Source organism: uncultured Allobosea sp. (genome assembly GCF_945956895.1).
Lineage (GTDB): Bacteria > Pseudomonadota > Alphaproteobacteria > Rhizobiales > Beijerinckiaceae > Allobosea.
In genome coordinates, this window is sequence record NZ_CAMFJF010000004.1 from 45,238 (window position 1) to 60,674 (window position 15,437).

Annotated in this window: 13 protein-coding genes and 1 tRNA gene; 7 read left to right on the top strand and 7 right to left on the bottom strand. The window is 66.2% G+C overall.

Annotation, left to right across the window (positions count from 1 at the left end):
• Positions 1–120: 120 nt before the first annotated feature.
• Both argE and apaG read right to left on the bottom strand, forming a co-directional pair.
• The gene (argE, locus tag Q0Q02_RS03920) at positions 121–1,299 is read right to left on the bottom strand and encodes an acetylornithine deacetylase (protein WP_293807073.1); all 1,179 of its coding nucleotides are present in this window, start codon (positions 1,297–1,299) and stop codon (positions 121–123) included.
• Complete coding sequence (gene apaG / locus Q0Q02_RS03925) at positions 1,296–1,688, bottom strand: Co2+/Mg2+ efflux protein ApaG (protein WP_293807075.1); 393 nt, start codon at positions 1,686–1,688, stop codon at positions 1,296–1,298. The genes argE and apaG overlap by 4 nt, the downstream gene beginning before the upstream one ends.
• 195 nt (positions 1,689–1,883) lie before the next feature.
• Between apaG and Q0Q02_RS03930 the strand changes: the two genes are divergently transcribed.
• Together Q0Q02_RS03930 and Q0Q02_RS03935 are read left to right on the top strand one after the other, a co-directional pair.
• A complete protein-coding gene (locus Q0Q02_RS03930) occupies positions 1,884–2,972 on the top strand; it encodes a 2'-deoxycytidine 5'-triphosphate deaminase (protein WP_293807077.1) in 1,089 nt (362 codons plus the stop codon).
• A 115-nt stretch (positions 2,973–3,087) separates the two neighbouring features.
• A tRNA-Gly gene (locus Q0Q02_RS03935) sits at positions 3,088–3,162 on the top strand.
• Positions 3,163–3,201: 39 nt separating this feature from the next.
• On the opposite strand, the gene Q0Q02_RS03940 is transcribed toward Q0Q02_RS03935, so the two are convergent.
• Both Q0Q02_RS03940 and Q0Q02_RS03945 read right to left on the bottom strand, forming a co-directional pair.
• Positions 3,202–3,516 carry a hypothetical protein gene (locus Q0Q02_RS03940; protein ID WP_293807079.1) on the bottom strand — a complete coding sequence of 105 codons (315 nt, stop codon included), beginning with the start codon at positions 3,514–3,516 and terminating at the stop codon, positions 3,202–3,204.
• A gap of 76 nt (positions 3,517–3,592) precedes the next feature.
• Positions 3,593–5,410 carry a methyl-accepting chemotaxis protein gene (locus Q0Q02_RS03945; RefSeq protein ID WP_293807081.1) on the bottom strand — a complete coding sequence of 606 codons (1,818 nt, stop codon included), beginning with the start codon at positions 5,408–5,410 and terminating at the stop codon, positions 3,593–3,595.
• Between the two features lie 394 nt (positions 5,411–5,804).
• On the opposite strand from Q0Q02_RS03945, the gene Q0Q02_RS03950 reads away from it, so the two are divergent.
• From Q0Q02_RS03950 to Q0Q02_RS03965, 4 genes are all read left to right on the top strand, one after another.
• Positions 5,805–7,100, top strand: coding sequence for a GGDEF domain-containing protein (locus Q0Q02_RS03950; protein ID WP_293807083.1), 1,296 nt, complete (start codon positions 5,805–5,807; stop codon positions 7,098–7,100).
• Between the two features lie 137 nt (positions 7,101–7,237).
• Positions 7,238–7,606 carry a hypothetical protein gene (locus tag Q0Q02_RS03955; protein WP_293807085.1) on the top strand — a complete coding sequence of 123 codons (369 nt, stop codon included), beginning with the start codon at positions 7,238–7,240 and terminating at the stop codon, positions 7,604–7,606.
• Positions 7,607–7,770: 164 nt separating this feature from the next.
• Positions 7,771–8,784: a glycosyltransferase family 4 protein gene (locus Q0Q02_RS03960; RefSeq protein WP_293807087.1), complete on the top strand. Its 1,014-nt coding sequence runs from the start codon at positions 7,771–7,773 to the stop codon at positions 8,782–8,784.
• Positions 8,777–9,706: an NAD-dependent epimerase/dehydratase family protein gene (locus Q0Q02_RS03965; RefSeq protein ID WP_293807089.1), complete on the top strand. Its 930-nt coding sequence runs from the start codon at positions 8,777–8,779 to the stop codon at positions 9,704–9,706. Before Q0Q02_RS03960 ends, Q0Q02_RS03965 begins: the two co-directional genes overlap by 8 nt.
• Here the strand turns inward: Q0Q02_RS03965 and Q0Q02_RS03970 are convergent.
• The 3 genes from Q0Q02_RS03970 to Q0Q02_RS03980 form a co-directional block, all read right to left on the bottom strand.
• Positions 9,630–11,594 (bottom strand): nucleoside-diphosphate sugar epimerase/dehydratase, encoded by a 1,965-nt coding sequence (locus Q0Q02_RS03970; protein WP_293807091.1) that lies wholly within the window; start codon positions 11,592–11,594, stop codon positions 9,630–9,632. The two genes, Q0Q02_RS03965 and Q0Q02_RS03970, sit on opposite strands and share 77 nt — an antisense overlap.
• A gap of 81 nt (positions 11,595–11,675) precedes the next feature.
• Positions 11,676–12,272 carry a TetR/AcrR family transcriptional regulator gene (locus Q0Q02_RS03975; protein ID WP_293807093.1) on the bottom strand — a complete coding sequence of 199 codons (597 nt, stop codon included), beginning with the start codon at positions 12,270–12,272 and terminating at the stop codon, positions 11,676–11,678.
• A 174-nt stretch (positions 12,273–12,446) separates the two neighbouring features.
• A complete protein-coding gene (locus Q0Q02_RS03980; protein ID WP_293807095.1) occupies positions 12,447–13,928 on the bottom strand; it encodes a cobyric acid synthase in 1,482 nt (493 codons plus the stop codon).
• Positions 13,929–14,277: 349 nt separating this feature from the next.
• Between Q0Q02_RS03980 and Q0Q02_RS03985 the strand changes: the two genes are divergently transcribed.
• Positions 14,278–15,426 (top strand): aminotransferase, encoded by a 1,149-nt coding sequence (locus Q0Q02_RS03985; protein WP_293807097.1) that lies wholly within the window; start codon positions 14,278–14,280, stop codon positions 15,424–15,426.
• The last annotated feature ends 11 nt before the right edge of the window (positions 15,427–15,437 follow it).

The window sequence follows — 15,437 nt, forward strand, 5'->3', positions numbered from 1 at the left end:
AGTCATTCCGGGCGCAGCGCAGCGAAGACCCGGAATCCATCATAGAGCGCGGCGCCCTTTGATGGATTCCGGATCGGTGCCGCTTCGCAGCTTGTCCGGAATGACGATGGAGGATGGGCCTCAGCCCGCCTGACACTCCGCCATCAGCTTGCGCATGAAGGTCTCGCCGGCCGCCAACTGCTCCAGCGTGATGTATTCGTCCGGCTGATGCGCCTGGTCGATCGAACCGGGGCCGCAGACCACGGTCGGAAGCCCCGCCTGCTGGAAATGCCCGGCTTCGGTCGCATAGGCGACCGCGATCGTGTGGTTCCGGCCGGAGAGCCGCATGGCGAGCCGCTCGGCCTCGGAGCCCGGATCGGGCGCCAGCCCCGGCACGTCCGAGGTCATCTGCGTCTCGATCGCCGCGCTCGGCGCGGTCGAGCGCATCCGCGCCAGCACCTTGTCGGCCGTCTTCGCGAAACGGGCCGGGCCGGCCTCGGGATCGGAGCTCGGAACCGTCCGGATCTCCCAGAGGATTTCGCAGCGATCGGCCAGGATGTTGCGGGCGATGCCGCCATGGAAGGTGCCGATATGGATGGTGTCATAGGGCGGGTCGAAGCGGCCGCTCGTATCCGGTCGCTGCTTGGCATCTTCCGCCATCTGGTCGAGCTCGGCGGCGAGCAGGGCGCCGGCATGGACGGCGCTGGCACCGAGCTGCGGCTTGGAGGAATGCGCGGCAAAACCCTTCACCACGGTCTGGAAGGTCCGCACGCCCTTATGCGCGTCGCAAATGTCGAGCATGGTCGGCTCGCCGACGATGACGGCGCGCGGCCGCGGCAGGGTCTTGCCCATGGCAGCGATGCCGTCGACCACGCCAAGGCAAGTCACCTCCTCGTCATAGGACAGGAAGAGATGGATCGGCGTCTTCAGGTTCGCCGCCAGGAAATCCGGCACCAGCGCCAGACCCAGCGCCAGGAAGGCCTTCATGTCGACGGCGCCGCGGCCATAGGCTTTGCCATCCTCGACATGCAGCGTGAACGGGTCGCGGCTCCAGGCCTGGCCCGCCACCGGCACGACATCGGTATGGCCGGACAGCACGATGCCGCCGCGATCCTGCGGGCCGACGGTCGCGAACAAAGCCGCCTTGTCGCCGGTTTCATTCGGGAAGCGCACCGAGGAGACGCCCCAGCCGGCAAGATAGTCCTCGACGAAGTCGAGCAGGGCGAGGTTCGACTTGTCGCTCACCGTGTCGAAGGCGACGAGGCGGGCGAGCATCTCGAGCGGCGTATGGCGCTGCCCGGCTGGAACGGAGGCGGTCAATGCAGAACCTTCTTCACATAGGGGGAATCGAGCGGGAAGAGCGGCACCTCGACATCGAAGATCGTGCCGTTCTCATCCTGCATGGCGTAGAAACCATGCATCGAGCCGTCGGGCGTCGTCAGCGGGCAGCCCGAGGTATAGTTGAAGCTCTCGCCCGGCCGCAACACCGGCTGCTTGCCGACCACACCTTCGCCGCGGACCTCGTGGATCTCGCCGCGTCCGTCGGTGATGAACCAGTGCCGGGTCATCAGCTGCACGGTTTGCGTCGAGAGATTCACGATCTCGATTGCATAGGCCCAGAAATAGCGGCCCTGCGCATGCGAGGATTCCGCATCCATGAAACTGGGCGCCGCGGTCACACGCACGCCATGCGTCTGGGCCTGATACATCGAAGGCTCCGCCTCGGCCGGTAGCGGCTCTACCGATGCTGATGTGTTATCGGCCTGCCGGCGCCAGCGTCAATGCGGCGAGGCTGCGATTCTGGCGTGGACAACCCGGCAACCCGTGCATGCCCCGTTGCCCCCGTGCTTGGCCTTCAGGGTCTCGTTCGCTAGCTATGATCGATTATCCCTTGCGGAACGCGCATGCTGACCTTCAAGCCCGGCATCCAGCCCGACAGCTCCATCCGCGCCTTCATTGAGGCGGGAGCGATCACGCTCGCAAAGCCGCCGGCCGAAGGGCAGATCCAGCCCGCGAGCCTGGACCTGCGCCTGGGCGCGCGTGCCTATCGCGTCCGCGCCTCGTTCCTTCCCGGCCCGGAGCGCACGGTGCGCAGCCGGATCGAGGATCTCTCGCTGCACGAGATCGACCTGACGCAGGGCGCGGTGCTCGAGACCGACTGCGTCTATATCGCCGAACTGATGGAAGGCCTGCGCCTGCCCAAGGGCCTGCGCGCCGCCGCCAATCCGAAGAGCTCGACCGGCCGGCTCGACGTCTTCACCCGCGTCATCACCGACCGAGCCCGCGAGTTCGATCTGGTCGAGGATGGTTATGAAGGCCCGCTCTTCATCGAGATTTCGCCGCGCACCTTCCCGGTGCTGGTCCGCTCCGGCTCGCGCCTCTCGCAGATCCGCTTCCGGGCCGGCGAGACGCGCCTCGACGACCGCGCGCTCGGCGAGATTCATCAGCGTGAGACGCTGGTCAGCGCGGCCGAGCCCTCCTTCCAGGGCGGCGTCGCCGTCAGCGTCGATCTCTCCGGTTTCGACGGTCTACTCGGCTATCGCGGCAAACATCACACGGCGCTGATCGATGTCGATCGCGTCGGCGCCTATCGCGCCGCCGATTTCTGGGAGCCGATCCACAACGACGGTTCGGCCAGCCTGATCCTCGATCCCGGCCAGTTCTACATCCTCGCCTCCAAGGAGGCGGTGCATGTCCCGCCGGATTACGCTGCCGAGATGACGCCCTTCGATGCGCTGGTCGGCGAGTTCCGCGTGCACTATGCCGGTTTCTTCGATCCGGGTTTCGGCCATCGCGCCGCCGGTGGCCAGGGCGCGCGCGCCGTGCTCGAGGTCCGCTCCCGCGACGTGCCCTTCATCATCGAGGACGGCCAGATCGTCGGACGCCTCGTCTATGAGACGATGGCGGCCAGGCCGGAAGCGCTTTACGGCGCCGATCTCAAGTCGAACTACCAGGGCCAGGCCCTGAAGCTCTCCAAGCACTTCAAGGGTTGAGCAGACGCTCGCTCCGGTCTTCCCTCGATCGCGAGCAATTCCCGGATGACACTTGGGCTCGGACCCGCTATGAACGCGGGCCTGCCGCGCGTTGCTTCGCCAGCGTGAAGGGCATGCGGGCGTAGTTCAGTGGTAGAACGTCAGCTTCCCAAGCTGAATGTCGTCGGTTCGATCCCGATCGCCCGCTCCAATTTTCTCCGGAAATCGATGGTCTGCGGTTGCCCGACGCTCAGCCACGGCGTGCCGGCGTAGCTTCGCCCGCCATGGCCTGCGCCGCTTTCGCGCCGTCGATCACGACCGGCGTCCAGCCGCGCCCGGAGGATTTCAGCCAGTCGGCGATATGCTCGAAAATGATGCGCTGAAAGGGCTGGATCGGCTGCCCGCTCTGCTCGGCGGTCGTCATGATCCGGCTGAGCTCATCCGCGAAGTCGTTCTTGATCCCGCTGCCGAAGCGGTTCTCCAGATGCTTGAACAGAATGCCGAACAGGCTGATCTGGGCGCTGGCCAGCCCGGCGACGCAATGGCTGAGGTCTTCCTGGGTCATCGTCTTGTCCTCGGAAATGGTGCGCTCTTCGAGCGGTGGCTGAAAGGCGCCGACGGAAGGCGGGCAACCGGGCGGCTCAGAATTCCGACCAGTCGTCGCGGCCGCCGCTCAGGGCGCGCAGCACCTTGCGCTGCAGCCGGGCGGGAGCGGTCGCGGCCGGCTCGACCTCGACCGGCGCCGGTCGCGCGAAGGAGATCGCGTCGGCTCTGGCATTCAGCCGCTCCAGCGGGATCTGGAACGAGGAGACGAGGGACTGAAGGCGCTTTGCCGAATCCTCGAGTGTGCCGGCAACGGCGTGGCTCTGCTCGACCATCGTGGCGTTCTGCTGCGTCATTTCGTCGAGATGCGCCACGACCTTGGCGACCTCCTCGATTCCGTTGGCCTGTTCCTGCGAGGCGATCGAGATGTCGGCAAGCGCTGTGGAGACCTGCCGCGACGACTGCACGATCTCGGTGAGCGCGGTGCCGGCTTCCTGGACCAGCTTCACGCCGGCGGAGACCTCTTCGGCCGAGTTCGTGATCAGCTTCTTGATATCGTTGGCCGAATCGCTCGAGCGCTGGGCCAGCGCCCGCACTTCCGAAGCCACCACCGCGAAGCCGCGGCCCGCCTCGCCGGCCCGCGCCGCCTCGACTGCGGCGTTCAGCGCCAGCAGATTGGTCTGGAAGGCGATCGTGTCGATGACGTTGATGATCTCGGCGATATTGGCCGAGGCGCTCTCGATGCGCTCCATCGCTGCAATGGCGGCGCTGACGATCTCCCCGCCGCGATTGGCGATGGCATTGGCGTTCTCGCCAAGGGCCGTTGCGTCCTGCGCCCGCGCGGCGCTCTGCTTGACGGACGCCGCGAGCTCCTCGGTCGTCGCCGCCGTCTCTTCGAGGCTGCTCGCCTGTTCCTCGGTTCGCTGGGCGAGGTTGCGGCTGTCCTGGTTGATCGTCGAGGAGCCGGCCGTGAGCGTGCCGGAAATGTCGGCGGTCGTCGTCACGACGTCGCAGAGCGTCTCGATCAGCGCGTTCACGCCCTCGCAGAGATTGCGGAGATCACCGGCCTTACCGGCCATGTCGATGCGTGGATTGAGGTTTCTCTGCTTCGCCGCTGCAACGACCTGCTGCGTCTCCGCGACCGTGAGCTGGAGCGCCTCCTGTTCGAGATGGCGCTGCGTGATGTCCGAGGCGAATTTCACCACCTTGTAGGGCCGTCCGGCCGAATCGAGGATCGGGTTGTAGGTGGCCTGGATCCAGATCCGGCGGCCGCCCTTGCCGATGCGCAAATATTCGCCCTCGTCATATTCGCCGCGGCCGAGCTTGGACCAGAAGCGCTTGTAGGTCTCGGACTGATGCTCCTCCGATCCGACGAACAAGCGGTGATGCTGGCCTCGGATCTCGTCGAGACGATAGCCGACGGCGTTCAGGAAGTTGTCGTTGGCATCGAGGATGATGCCGTCGAGGTTGAATTCGATCACGGCCTGGGATTTGCGGATGGCGGCGATCTGCGCTTCCGAATTGGCGATCTCCGCCTTCTGGGCCGTGATGTCGGTCGCGAACTTCACGATCTTGGTCGGCTTGCCGTCGCGCCCGAGAACCGGCGCGTAGATCGCCTGGAGCCAGAACGGCGTACCATCCTTGCCGATCCGCAGGAACTGGCCCTCCTGCGGCTCTCTCTGGCGCAGCGCGCTCCAGAATGCCTTGTAGTACGGCGCTTCCGCCTCCTCCTTGCGTAGGAAGATCGCGTGAGAGCGCCCGACGACCTCCGCCAGCTGGTAGCCCGTCGTCGACAGGAAATGATCGTTGGCGAAGAGGATGGCCCCCGCGAGGTCGAACTCGATCACGGCCTGAGAGCGATGGACCGCCTCGATCTGCGCCGCAGCAGTGTCTTTGCTGAAAATATTGAAGCCCATTGTCCGTCCCGACGCGATGCGACGCAAGGAAGAAAGCTCTAGCCAAGTTAAATAACGAGATCTGCCGTTAGGGGATGTGTTTAATGCCTTGTTAACGAAGTTGAGCGGCATCAATCGAATTAACGAATCGTAGCCTCCTTCTAGGGAAGAAGCGCCGCGCCTAGCCGCGATTTCGGTTTCCTGGGCGTGGTTTTGGGCGATTTTCTGTTAACGCGTTAACAGGTATTAATGTATTATTAACGGGCTGGACATAGGTTTGTTGCCGTTTGATAACTATAAGATACTATCGATTGACATCATCAGGAGCCTATATTCTGCCGGAAGAGGTGAGATGCTGAGCGCAGTGCTCTGGGAAGACGAAGATTTCGCGCAACTGAAGGTTGAGATTTCAACCTTGAGCAGCAATGTGCCAGCGCCGGTGCGCGCTATGGTGGCGAGTACGGTCAAGCATTTCGCCGTTGAGCTGGTCGACGAGCTCTGGGCGGATCTCGCGCACCATGCCCGGGTTCAGGCCCTGTTCGACAATGAGGTCATTGCCCGCCGATTTCAGGGCGCCCTGTCGCAATGGCTCGTCGAGATATTTCCGAAGGAGCCGATCGACGCCACGCCTTTCCTCATGCGCCAGTCGGAGATCGGGTCGACGCATGCCCGCATCCAGATTCCGACCTCGCTGAGCATGCTCGTGGCGCGCGCGTTCAAGCGAGGCATCTACAACAATCTCAAGCACACGCGATTGTCGCGCGACGAATTCGTCCATGCCGCGCTTTATGTCTCGGGGGTCATCGATGTCGCGACCGCGGCGATCACCGCCGCCCATCTCAGCGGGCTGGATCGCAACCTGCGGGCGGAAGATGCGCTTCGCCAGGTCTCGATCGACCATGATTTCCGTGCCGAGCGGGAGAAGCAGAAAGCATCGCTGGCCGAATGGGCGCAGGCCGTCTTCTTCGGGTCTCATATCGCCGGCGGGGCCGATGGCGTGCTGCCGCTGAGCCGCTCCGAATTCGGCCTGTGGTTTTCCCACAGGGCGAATCTCCTGTTCGGCCGAACGGCGGAATATGCGTCGATCGCCCGGCTTGTGGTTGAGGCCGACGAACTCGTCCGGCAGTTGCGCGATGAGGCGGATGCGTCACGCCGCGAGAAGCTTCTGCGGGAGATCAGGCAGATCGTCTGCCAGGTCAACAACCTGCTCAGCGTCCAGTTCAGCCATTCCTTCGACATGGGCGGCGCCAAGGATCCACTGTCGCGCTTGCTGAACCGTCGCTACCTCCGGGCTGCGATCTCGCGGGAGGTCGCGCTGCGCCGCAAGACGAGCCGCTCCTTCTCGATGATCATGCTCGAGATCTCGCAATTCGATACCTTGCGAGCCCGCCTCGGCGAAGGCGGCGCCGATACGGTCGTGCAGCAGACGGCCGCCATGCTGCTCAATGCGGTCCGATCGAGCGATACGGTGTTCAGCATGGGGCGCGAGACCTTCCTGATCATCCGCGTCGGGACGGATGCCCGGGAAGCGGCGACCTTCGCCCGCGGCATCGTCCAAAGCTATGCCGCGACCCATTTTTCGATCAACGGCCAGACGGTGCTCCAGAACACGCTGAAAGTCGGCGTCATCGAATATGACGGGCATCCTGATCCGCGTCGTCTCGTCGACAAGGTCGCCAACGCCCTGCGCAACGAGAAGGGCAGCAAGTGATCCAGGCTTTCCGGGACCGCGGCGCGGTTTCCCGGTTATCGTGGCATCGCTGACGCAATCCCGTTCGCGTGATGGGATCGAATCCGCGTTTCGCGGGTTGACCTCCTGCGCCGCCGATTCGGCGCAAGGAGCAGGATATGATCACGATCAGGCAGACAGCCACCACCATCGCCGCCGTTCTGATGCTGGCTTCGCCCGCCATGGCGCAGCAGCGCTCGCTGGGCCCCTCGACGGGGACCGTGCGCCTTGAGCAGGTCCAGGCGGGCTTCATCGCTTCCGGTGAGGCCGGCGGCGGGACGCTGCGCTTTCGCGGCCGCTCCTATCCGGTCACGGTCGGCGGGCTCGGCATCGGTTCGATCGGCGCGGCGCGCTCGGTCGCCACGGGCACGGTTTACGGGCTGCATCGCGTCTCGGACTTCGCTGGGGCTTACGTCCAGCTCAAGGAGGCTGGGCGGTCGGTGACGCGGGTCGTGGCACCACCTGGCTGCGCAACGACAAGGGCGTGACGCTCAAGCTCGCGACTCGCCGCCAGGGCCTCCAGCTTCAGCTCGGTGCGGACGGCGTCCTGATCGGCTTCCGGCAATAGGCTGGGTCGTTGCGGCTCGGATAAGGCGAGGTAGCCCCTAGGCTTTTGCGCCGCCTCGACTATGGTGCGGGCACTTTGGATAACGTGCTCCGACCCCTGACGATCTGTGCTGCCGCCGCTGCTCTGGCCGCGGTGCTCTGCGTGGTGCTGCGCCCGCTCCTTTTGCGCTATGCGCTGGCACGGCCGAATGCGCGCTCGAGCCACAAGATTCCCACGCCGCAGGGCGGCGGCATCGCCGTTCTCGTCGGTGCCTTCGCCGCGTTGGGCACGTCGCTGTGGCTTGCTCCTGTCGAGGGTGAAGCGGCTCGCCCCGTCTTGGTGCTCGCGTTCGCGGTGACGGGGCTCGGCATCGTCGGCGCCTGGGACGATATCCGCCCGTTGCCGGCCAGCGTCAGGCTCGTATTGCAGGCGCTCTGCGTCGGCTTCGTGCTGTTTCGCGCGGCGCCGGAGCTCCGCCTGTTTCCCGAGTTCCTGCCCCTGTCGGTCGAGCGCGCGCTGGCGCTCCTGGCGGGCGTCTGGTTCGTCAACCTCGTCAATTTCATGGATGGGCTCGACTGGATCACGGTGGCCGGCATGGTGCCGCTGGCAGCGGCGCTGGCGCTCGCCGGCATGGCCGGCGCGATCGATCCGGTGACGGGCTGGCTTGCCGCCGGGCTCTGCGGCGGGCTCCTCGGCTTCGCTCCCTTCAACCGGCCGGTGGCCCGTCTCTTTCTCGGGGATGTCGGCTCGCTGCCGATCGGGCTCCTCACCGCCTATCTGCTTTACCGCCTTGCCGGCACGGGCGCCTTCGCCGCCGCCGTGATCCTGCCGCTCTATCACATCGCCGATTCGACGATCACGCTGCTGCGGCGCCTCGCCCGTGGCGAGAAGGTCTGGGAGGCGCATCGCTCGCATTTCTACCAGCAGGCGACGACGAACGGATTCAGCGTGATGGGTGTGGTCGGCCGCGTCGCCTTGCTCAATCTCGCGCTCGTCGCGCTCGCCGGCATTTCGCTGGCCTGGCCGGCTCTCCCGGCCCAGTTCGTCTGCCTGGCCATTGCCGCCCTGCTCACCGGCTCGTTATTGCGTCGTTTTGCAACCGGCCCCCGCCATGGCTGAGGGACGGGTTCTCGTCACCGGCGCCAGCGGCTTCGTCGGGCCGCATGTCGTCGCAGCGCTGTTGCAGGCCGGCTATCGCCTGCGCCTCGCTCAGCGCAGCCGGCAACCAGTCCCAGCGGGGGCGGAAGCGATCGTGACCGGCGATCTCTCGGCGCCCGTCGACTGGCGCGCCGCGCTCGAGGGTGTCGACCATGTCGTGCACATGGCCGGGCTCGCCCATGCGGGACCCGGCCTTGAGGAGGCGCTCTACCGGCGCATCAACACCGAGGCCACGCTGGAGCTCGCCCGCACGGCCGAAGCGGCCGGCGTCCGGCGCTTCGTCTACCTGTCCTCGATCAAGGCGCAGACCGATGCCTTCGACGGTCCTCCCTTGCGGGAAGACATGCAACCGGCGCCTGGCGACGCCTATGGCCGCTCCAAGCTCGCCGCGGAGCGAGGGTTGGCCGCGCTCGAGCTCGATTGGGTCGCGCTGCGTCCGGTCCTGATTTACGGGCCGGGGGTGAAGGCCAATATGGCGGCGCTGCTCAAGCTGGCGCAACTGCCCGTGCCCCTGCCTTTCGGCGGGCTGAAGGCGCCGCGCTCACTGCTTGCCGTCGAGAATCTGGCCAGTGCCGTCCTGTTCGCGCTGACGCCGGCCTGCCCGACGCGACGGGCCTATGCCGCTGCCGACCCCGATCCCGTCAGCGTCGCGGACATGTTGGCGGCGATGCGCGCGGGACTGGGGCGCGGCCCCGGTCTGCTGCCCGTGCCCGAGGCCTGGCTGCGCCGGCTGGCGCGTCTCGCCGGCCGCGAGGAGACGTTCCTGAAGCTGGCGGGGAGCCTCGTTGCGCGGCCGGAGCGCCTGCTCAGTGCTGGCTGGCAGCCGCAGGCAGAGACGAAATCGGCACTGGCGCGGCTGGCTGCTGCTGCTCGCGCCGGCTGAAGTCCGGAATCGCCTCGTCGAGCACGGCATTGGCCGCGGCATGGTCATTGGCCTTCACCGCGGCCTGGAGCTGCGCCAGCCAGGCTTCGATCCGGGCGCGGCCGGCGAAGATCGGCTTGGCTGCCATGATGCCGTCGAGTCCGGTCTCGGCCATCGGCTCGTCCCGGGCGAAGAGGATCTCGTTCAACCGCTCGCCCGGCCTGACGCCGGAGACGACGATCTCGATGTCCTCGCCCGGCTCGAAGCCGGCGAGGCGGATCATCCGCTCGGCCAGGTCCATGATCCGCATCGGCTGGCCCATCTTGAGCACGTAGACGGCGGCGCGATCAGCTTCGGCATCGCCGGCGCGGGCATGGGAGGCGGCGGTCAGCACGAGGTCGCAGGCCTCGCGGATCGTCATGAAATAGCGGATCATCTCCGGGCTGGTGACGGTGACCGGCCCACCCCGGGCGATCTGTGCCTTGAATTTCGGTACGACCGAGCCGGCCGAACCCAGCACGTTGCCGAAGCGCACTGCGACAAGGCGGATGCCGGAATCGGCGGCCACGAGCTCGGCATCGCGCGATTGCGCATAGATCTCGGCGAAGCGCTTGGTCGCGCCCAGCATCGAGACGGGCTCGATCGCCTTGTCGGTCGAGATCATGACGAAAGTCCGGACACCGGCCGCGACGGCGGCATCGATGACGTTCACCGAACCGAAGATATTGGTCTTGATGCCCTCGCTCCAGTCGGCCTCCAGATAAGGCACATGCTTCAGCGCCGCGGCATGAACGACGATATCGGGCTTGAAACCGGCGAAAAGCGGCATGATCCGCTCGCGGTCGCGGACATCGGCCAGAACGCCGGAGACGGTGGTGTCAGGCGCTTGAACCGAGAGCTGTTCGCTGATCTGGAACAGGGCGGGTTCCGAGCTCTCGACGACGAGCAATTCGGCCGCGCCGAAGGCGGCGCAGCGCAGGCAGATCTCGGAGCCGATCGAGCCGCCGCCGCCGGTGACGATGACGCGCTTGCCCTTGAGGAACGAGCCGAGCCGCTCGCGATCGATCGCGACGGTCGAGCGCACCAGCAGGTCCTCGATCTCGAGTGGGGCGACCTCCGTGTCGCGCACGCCCTCGCCCAGGCTGTCGATGCGGGAGATCGGCAGGGCGAGCTTGCGCGTCCGCGCCAGCCATTTTTCCGGCTGCGCTTCGGGCAGGAGGGCCGAGGGCGTCGCGACGATGCGGCGGTAGGCTTCGCCGCGCTCCACTGCCTCGCCAGCGATCCGCTCGATATCCGCGAGCAGCCCGAGCACCGGCACGCCGCGGATCGACTGGCCGAGATCGTCGGCGCGGGGCGAGAGGATGCCGGCGGGCCTGAGGCGCCGCATCGTGCCGGCTTCCATCGCCCGGATCACCATCTCGATCTCGACGCTGCGCCCGAGCAGCAGCGCCGGCAGGTTCGCCTCGCGCACGGCCGTCGTGCGCGAGCGCGCATATCTGAAATAGCGATAGGCGAGGCGCGGGCCGCCGAGCAGGGCGACCTGCACGAGCCAGTACAGCGCGATCGAGATCTTGCCGAAATAGAAGCCGCCGTAGAAATTCGGCGCGACCAGCACGTAGTCGACCGCAAGCAGCGAGACCGTCAGGACCGAGACCGCCTTGACGATGTTCGAGAGGTCCGGCAGCGAGGCGAAGCGCCATTTCGAGCGGTAGAGCGAGAACAGCCAGTAGACCAGCCCGGCATAGGCCACGAAGAAGGGCAGGAAGCGCGGCAGGTAGCGCAGATGCTCTTCGAGCTGAGCGCCTTCGAAGCGGACGACGAAGACGAGCCATATCGCCAGCGCCGTGACCGCGAGGTCATGCAGGACGACGGCGAGCTTCTTGAAATTCTGTTTGGGCAGGATGGCCATGTCCGGGCGGTATCCCGCTCCCTCGGCGGCTTGTCAACGCATCGGGCCGGGATTGCCGAGCGCACTTCCGGGCGGAGTGCGCTAGCCGATGGCGGGCTTGGCTTCCAACGCGCTCAGGATGAAAGCGATCATCTCGTCCGGATTCGGGCCGGGAATGCATTCGCATTGCGTGATCAGCAGCGGGTGCATGAAGCGGATCATCGCGGTGCGGATGCAGCCCGTGGCATGGGCTGGCTCCATCGGCCGGAACTCGCCCCGCGCGATGCCGTCGGCGACCACGCGGCGCAGCACCATGTCGAAGCGCTCGATATGCGCGATGATCGCGTCCCAGCTCTCCTCCATCGCGGCGCAGACCATCTCCTGCATGCGGGCATGGCCGGCGAAGCGCGCGGCGTTCAGCCGGTAGGATGTCGCGAGGATGTCGCGCAGGCGCTCGGAGGCGGGCCGGTCTTCGTCGGCGATGGTGGCGATGGCCTCTTCCTGCTCGCGCTTGTAGCGCTCCAGCACGGCCTCGTTGATCGACTTCTTGGAATCGAAGAAGCGATAAACGTTGGCGGGGCTCATCCGCAGGGATTTGGCGATGTCCGCCACGGTCGTCTTCTGGTACCCGATATCGCGAAAGAAGCGCTCGGCGGTGTCGACGATGGTCTGCCTGGTATCGCGTTCGGGGTTACTCACGGCGTCGCCGGTTGGGTTGGTTCAAACAAAAGCGGTGAAGAATTGATCGTTATGACGAATTTCGTCATTCGTCAACATAATGGCGAATAAAGACTTTTGCCTTGATGTGCATCAATCCTCCGGTCGGTGCTTGCAGAGAGAACCGCCCGTGCCGGTCGAAGTTCCCGCCATGGCCTAGCCCGTGGAAACCCGCGTCCGGGCGAGATTGAGCAGGGTTTCCGTATCGAAATGCTCATCCAGATGCGCGGCGAGCGCATCCAGGGTGGCCTCGACCGCATCCTCATAGAGCAGGCTCGACGCGCGACGATGGCCGTCGATCGCCGCGAGCCAGGCGCCGCGCACCGCGTCGGAAGCAAAGACGCCATGCAGGTAGCTGCCGGCCACCCGTCCATCCGGGCTCGCGGCGCCTTCCGGGCGGCCCTCAACCCGGAAAGGGGCGCGGGTCGTGTCGGTCCCTTCGGTTCGGCCAAGATGAATCTCGTAGGCCCGGCCCTTGGCGCTGCTCCCGGCATCGCTGAAATCGACTTCGCGGACGGTCTTGTCGGCGTCGAGCGTGGTCTCGACATCGAGCAGGCCGAGACCGGGTGCCTCTCCAGGCGGACCTTCGAGCCCGAGCGGATCGCGCACGATCCGTCCGAGCATCTGGTAGCCGCCGCAAAGCCCGAGGACGTGCCCGCCCCTGCGGCGATGGGCGAGGATATCGATATCCCAGCCTTCCCGTCGGAGCGCAGCAAGGTCGCGCAGGGTCGTCTTGGAGCCCGGCAGGATGACGAGGTCGGCATCGCCGGGCAGGGGCTGTCCCGGCCCGACCATGGCGAGATCGACGTCTCTCTCCAGCTTGAGCGGGTCGAGATCGTCGAAATTGGCGATGCCCGGCAGCACGGGCACCGCGATTTTGATCCGGGCGCCGGCTTTCCGCCCCGAGCGGATGTCGAGCCCGTCCTCGGCCGGCAGCCGGGTCGCATCCGCAAACCACGGCACGACGCCGAGGCAGGGCCAACCAGTGGTCTCGGCGATGGTCGCAACGCCGGGCGCGAACAATTCGACGGCACCCCGGAAGCGATTGATCGCGAAGGCGCGGATCATCGCCCTGTCCTCCGCGTCGAGCACGGCATGGGTGCCGACGAGGCTCGCGATCACGCCACCGCGGTCGATATCGCCGATCAGCACGGCCGGGACGTTCGCCGCGCGCGCAAAGCCGAGATTGGCGATGTCGCGGGCACGCAGGTTCGTCTCGGCCGGCGAGCCCGCGCCTTCGACGATGACGAGATCGGCGCCCTCGCCAAGCCGCGAGAAGCTGTCGAGCACCTGCGGCAGGAAATCGCCGCGCCGGGCGAAATCGCGCGAGGCGAGGCGACCGGCCACGCGGCCCTGCAGGATGATCTGGCTGCCCTGCTCGCCTTCCGGCTTGAGCAGTACGGGGTTCATGTCGGGATGCGCCGCGATGCGGGCGGCGCGGGCCTGCAGCGCCTGCGCCCGGCCGATCTCGCCGGCCTCAGTCGCCGCGGCATTGTTCGACATGTTCTGCGGCTTGAACGGCCGCACCTTCAGGCCGCGATTCGCGAAGAGCCGGCACAGCCCCGCGACGATCAGCGACTTCCCGACATTGGAGCCGGTGCCGAGGATCATGATCGCAGGAACGGGGGAGCGGGCCATGCGCCTGCTTAGCGCGGTTTCCACGGGCGCGGAAACCGGCGGGCGCAATCTTCACGCAACAAGAATGGGGGAGCTTGGCGCGGACTTCGCGCGTCGGGAGACGGCTTGCATCATCCTGACAAAGGTTTGCCGGCCTTCTGCGGCATCCTGCTGCGCCAAAGGGGCGAAGTCGCAACAGGCGTCCGTCGAAGGCCGGCTGAACTGAATAAACACTGAACACTGACGAATGTCAATATTCATCATTCGCTATTTCTCTCACGCTCGCTGGATCGCTTTTCCATCGCGTGCGCCGGCCGGCCCGGCATGCTAAAGCCACGGTTCCTGCCTTTGCCGAGCCGATCCGACCGCGATGAATCCGATCCTCTCCGCCCTCCCCACCACCGTCTTCGAGGTGATGTCGCAGCTCGCCCGCGAGACCGGGGCCGTGAATCTCGGGCAGGGCTTTCCGGATGATCCGGGTCCCCTCGACGTTCGTCAGAAGGCCGCGGCGGCGGTTATCGACGGCTGGAACCAGTATCCGCCGATGATGGGTTTGCCGGAGCTGCGCGAGGCGACGGCGAAGCATTTCAAGCACTGGCAGGAGCTCGATCTCGATCCGATGACGGAGGTGATGGTGACCTCGGGCGCGACGGAAGCGATCGCCGGCGCGCTGATGGCGCTGATCACGCCCGGCGACGAGGTCGTGCTGTTCGAGCCGATGTACGACGCCTATCTGCCGCTGGTGCGGCGAGCCGGCGGCATTCCGAAATTCGTGACGCTGACGCCGCCGCATTTCGGCCTGACCGAGGAGGCGCTGGCCAAGGCCTTCTCGCCGAAGACCAAGGTCGTGCTGTTCAACAACCCGCTCAACCCGACGGCGACGATCTTCGGCAAGGCCGATCTCGACCTGCTCGCCGATTTCTGCGTCCGCCACGACGCGATCGCGATCTGCGACGAGGTCTGGGAGCATGTCGTCTTCGACGGGCACCGCCATGCCTCGGTGCTCGGGCGGCCGGACATGCGCGAGCGCACCGTCAAGATTTCTTCGGCGGGCAAGATCTTCTCGCTGACTGGCTGGAAGGTCGGGCTCGTCATGGCGGCGCCGGCGATCATGCGCGTGCTGTCCAAGGCGCATCAGTTTCTGACCTTCACCACGCCGCCGAACCTGCAGGCGGCCGTCGCCTATGGGCTCGGCAAGGAGGACGGCTATTTCGAGGGCATGCGCGCCGATTTCCAGCGCTCGCGCGATCGCTTCGCAGCCGGTCTGCGCGATCTCGGTTTCGCGGTGTTGCCGAGCGCCGGCACCTATTTCCTCAATGTCGACATCGCTCCGCTCGGCGAGAGCGACGATGTCGATTTCTGTCGCAGGCTGGTGACCGAGAGCGGCGTCGCCGCGATTCCGGTCAGCGCCTTCTATGCCGAGGGGGCGGTCAGGAACGTCGTGCGCTTCTGCTTCGCCAAGCGCGATGCGACGCTGGATGCCGCGCTGGAGCGGCTGGCGGCACGCCGTCCGCGCTGAGGTGGAAACTC

Excerpts from the sequence above, each read along its gene's own strand:
- Q0Q02_RS03940 (WP_293807079.1), bottom strand. The coding sequence starts at position 3,516 with ATGACCCAGGAAGACCTCAGCCATTGCGTCGCCGGGCTGGCCAGCGCC.
- Q0Q02_RS03985 (WP_293807097.1), top strand. The coding sequence starts at position 14,278 with ATGAATCCGATCCTCTCCGCCCTCCCCACCACCGTCTTCGAGGTGATG.
- Q0Q02_RS03980 (WP_293807095.1), bottom strand. The coding sequence starts at position 13,928 with ATGGCCCGCTCCCCCGTTCCTGCGATCATGATCCTCGGCACCGGCTCC.
- Q0Q02_RS03965 (WP_293807089.1), top strand. The coding sequence starts at position 8,777 with ATGGCTGAGGGACGGGTTCTCGTCACCGGCGCCAGCGGCTTCGTCGGG.
- Q0Q02_RS03930 (WP_293807077.1), top strand. The coding sequence starts at position 1,884 with ATGCTGACCTTCAAGCCCGGCATCCAGCCCGACAGCTCCATCCGCGCC.
- apaG (WP_293807075.1), bottom strand. The coding sequence starts at position 1,688 with ATGTATCAGGCCCAGACGCATGGCGTGCGTGTGACCGCGGCGCCCAGT.
- Q0Q02_RS03970 (WP_293807091.1), bottom strand. The coding sequence starts at position 11,594 with ATGGCCATCCTGCCCAAACAGAATTTCAAGAAGCTCGCCGTCGTCCTG.
- Q0Q02_RS03945 (WP_293807081.1), bottom strand. The coding sequence starts at position 5,410 with ATGGGCTTCAATATTTTCAGCAAAGACACTGCTGCGGCGCAGATCGAG.
- Q0Q02_RS03955 (WP_293807085.1), top strand. The coding sequence starts at position 7,238 with ATGATCACGATCAGGCAGACAGCCACCACCATCGCCGCCGTTCTGATG.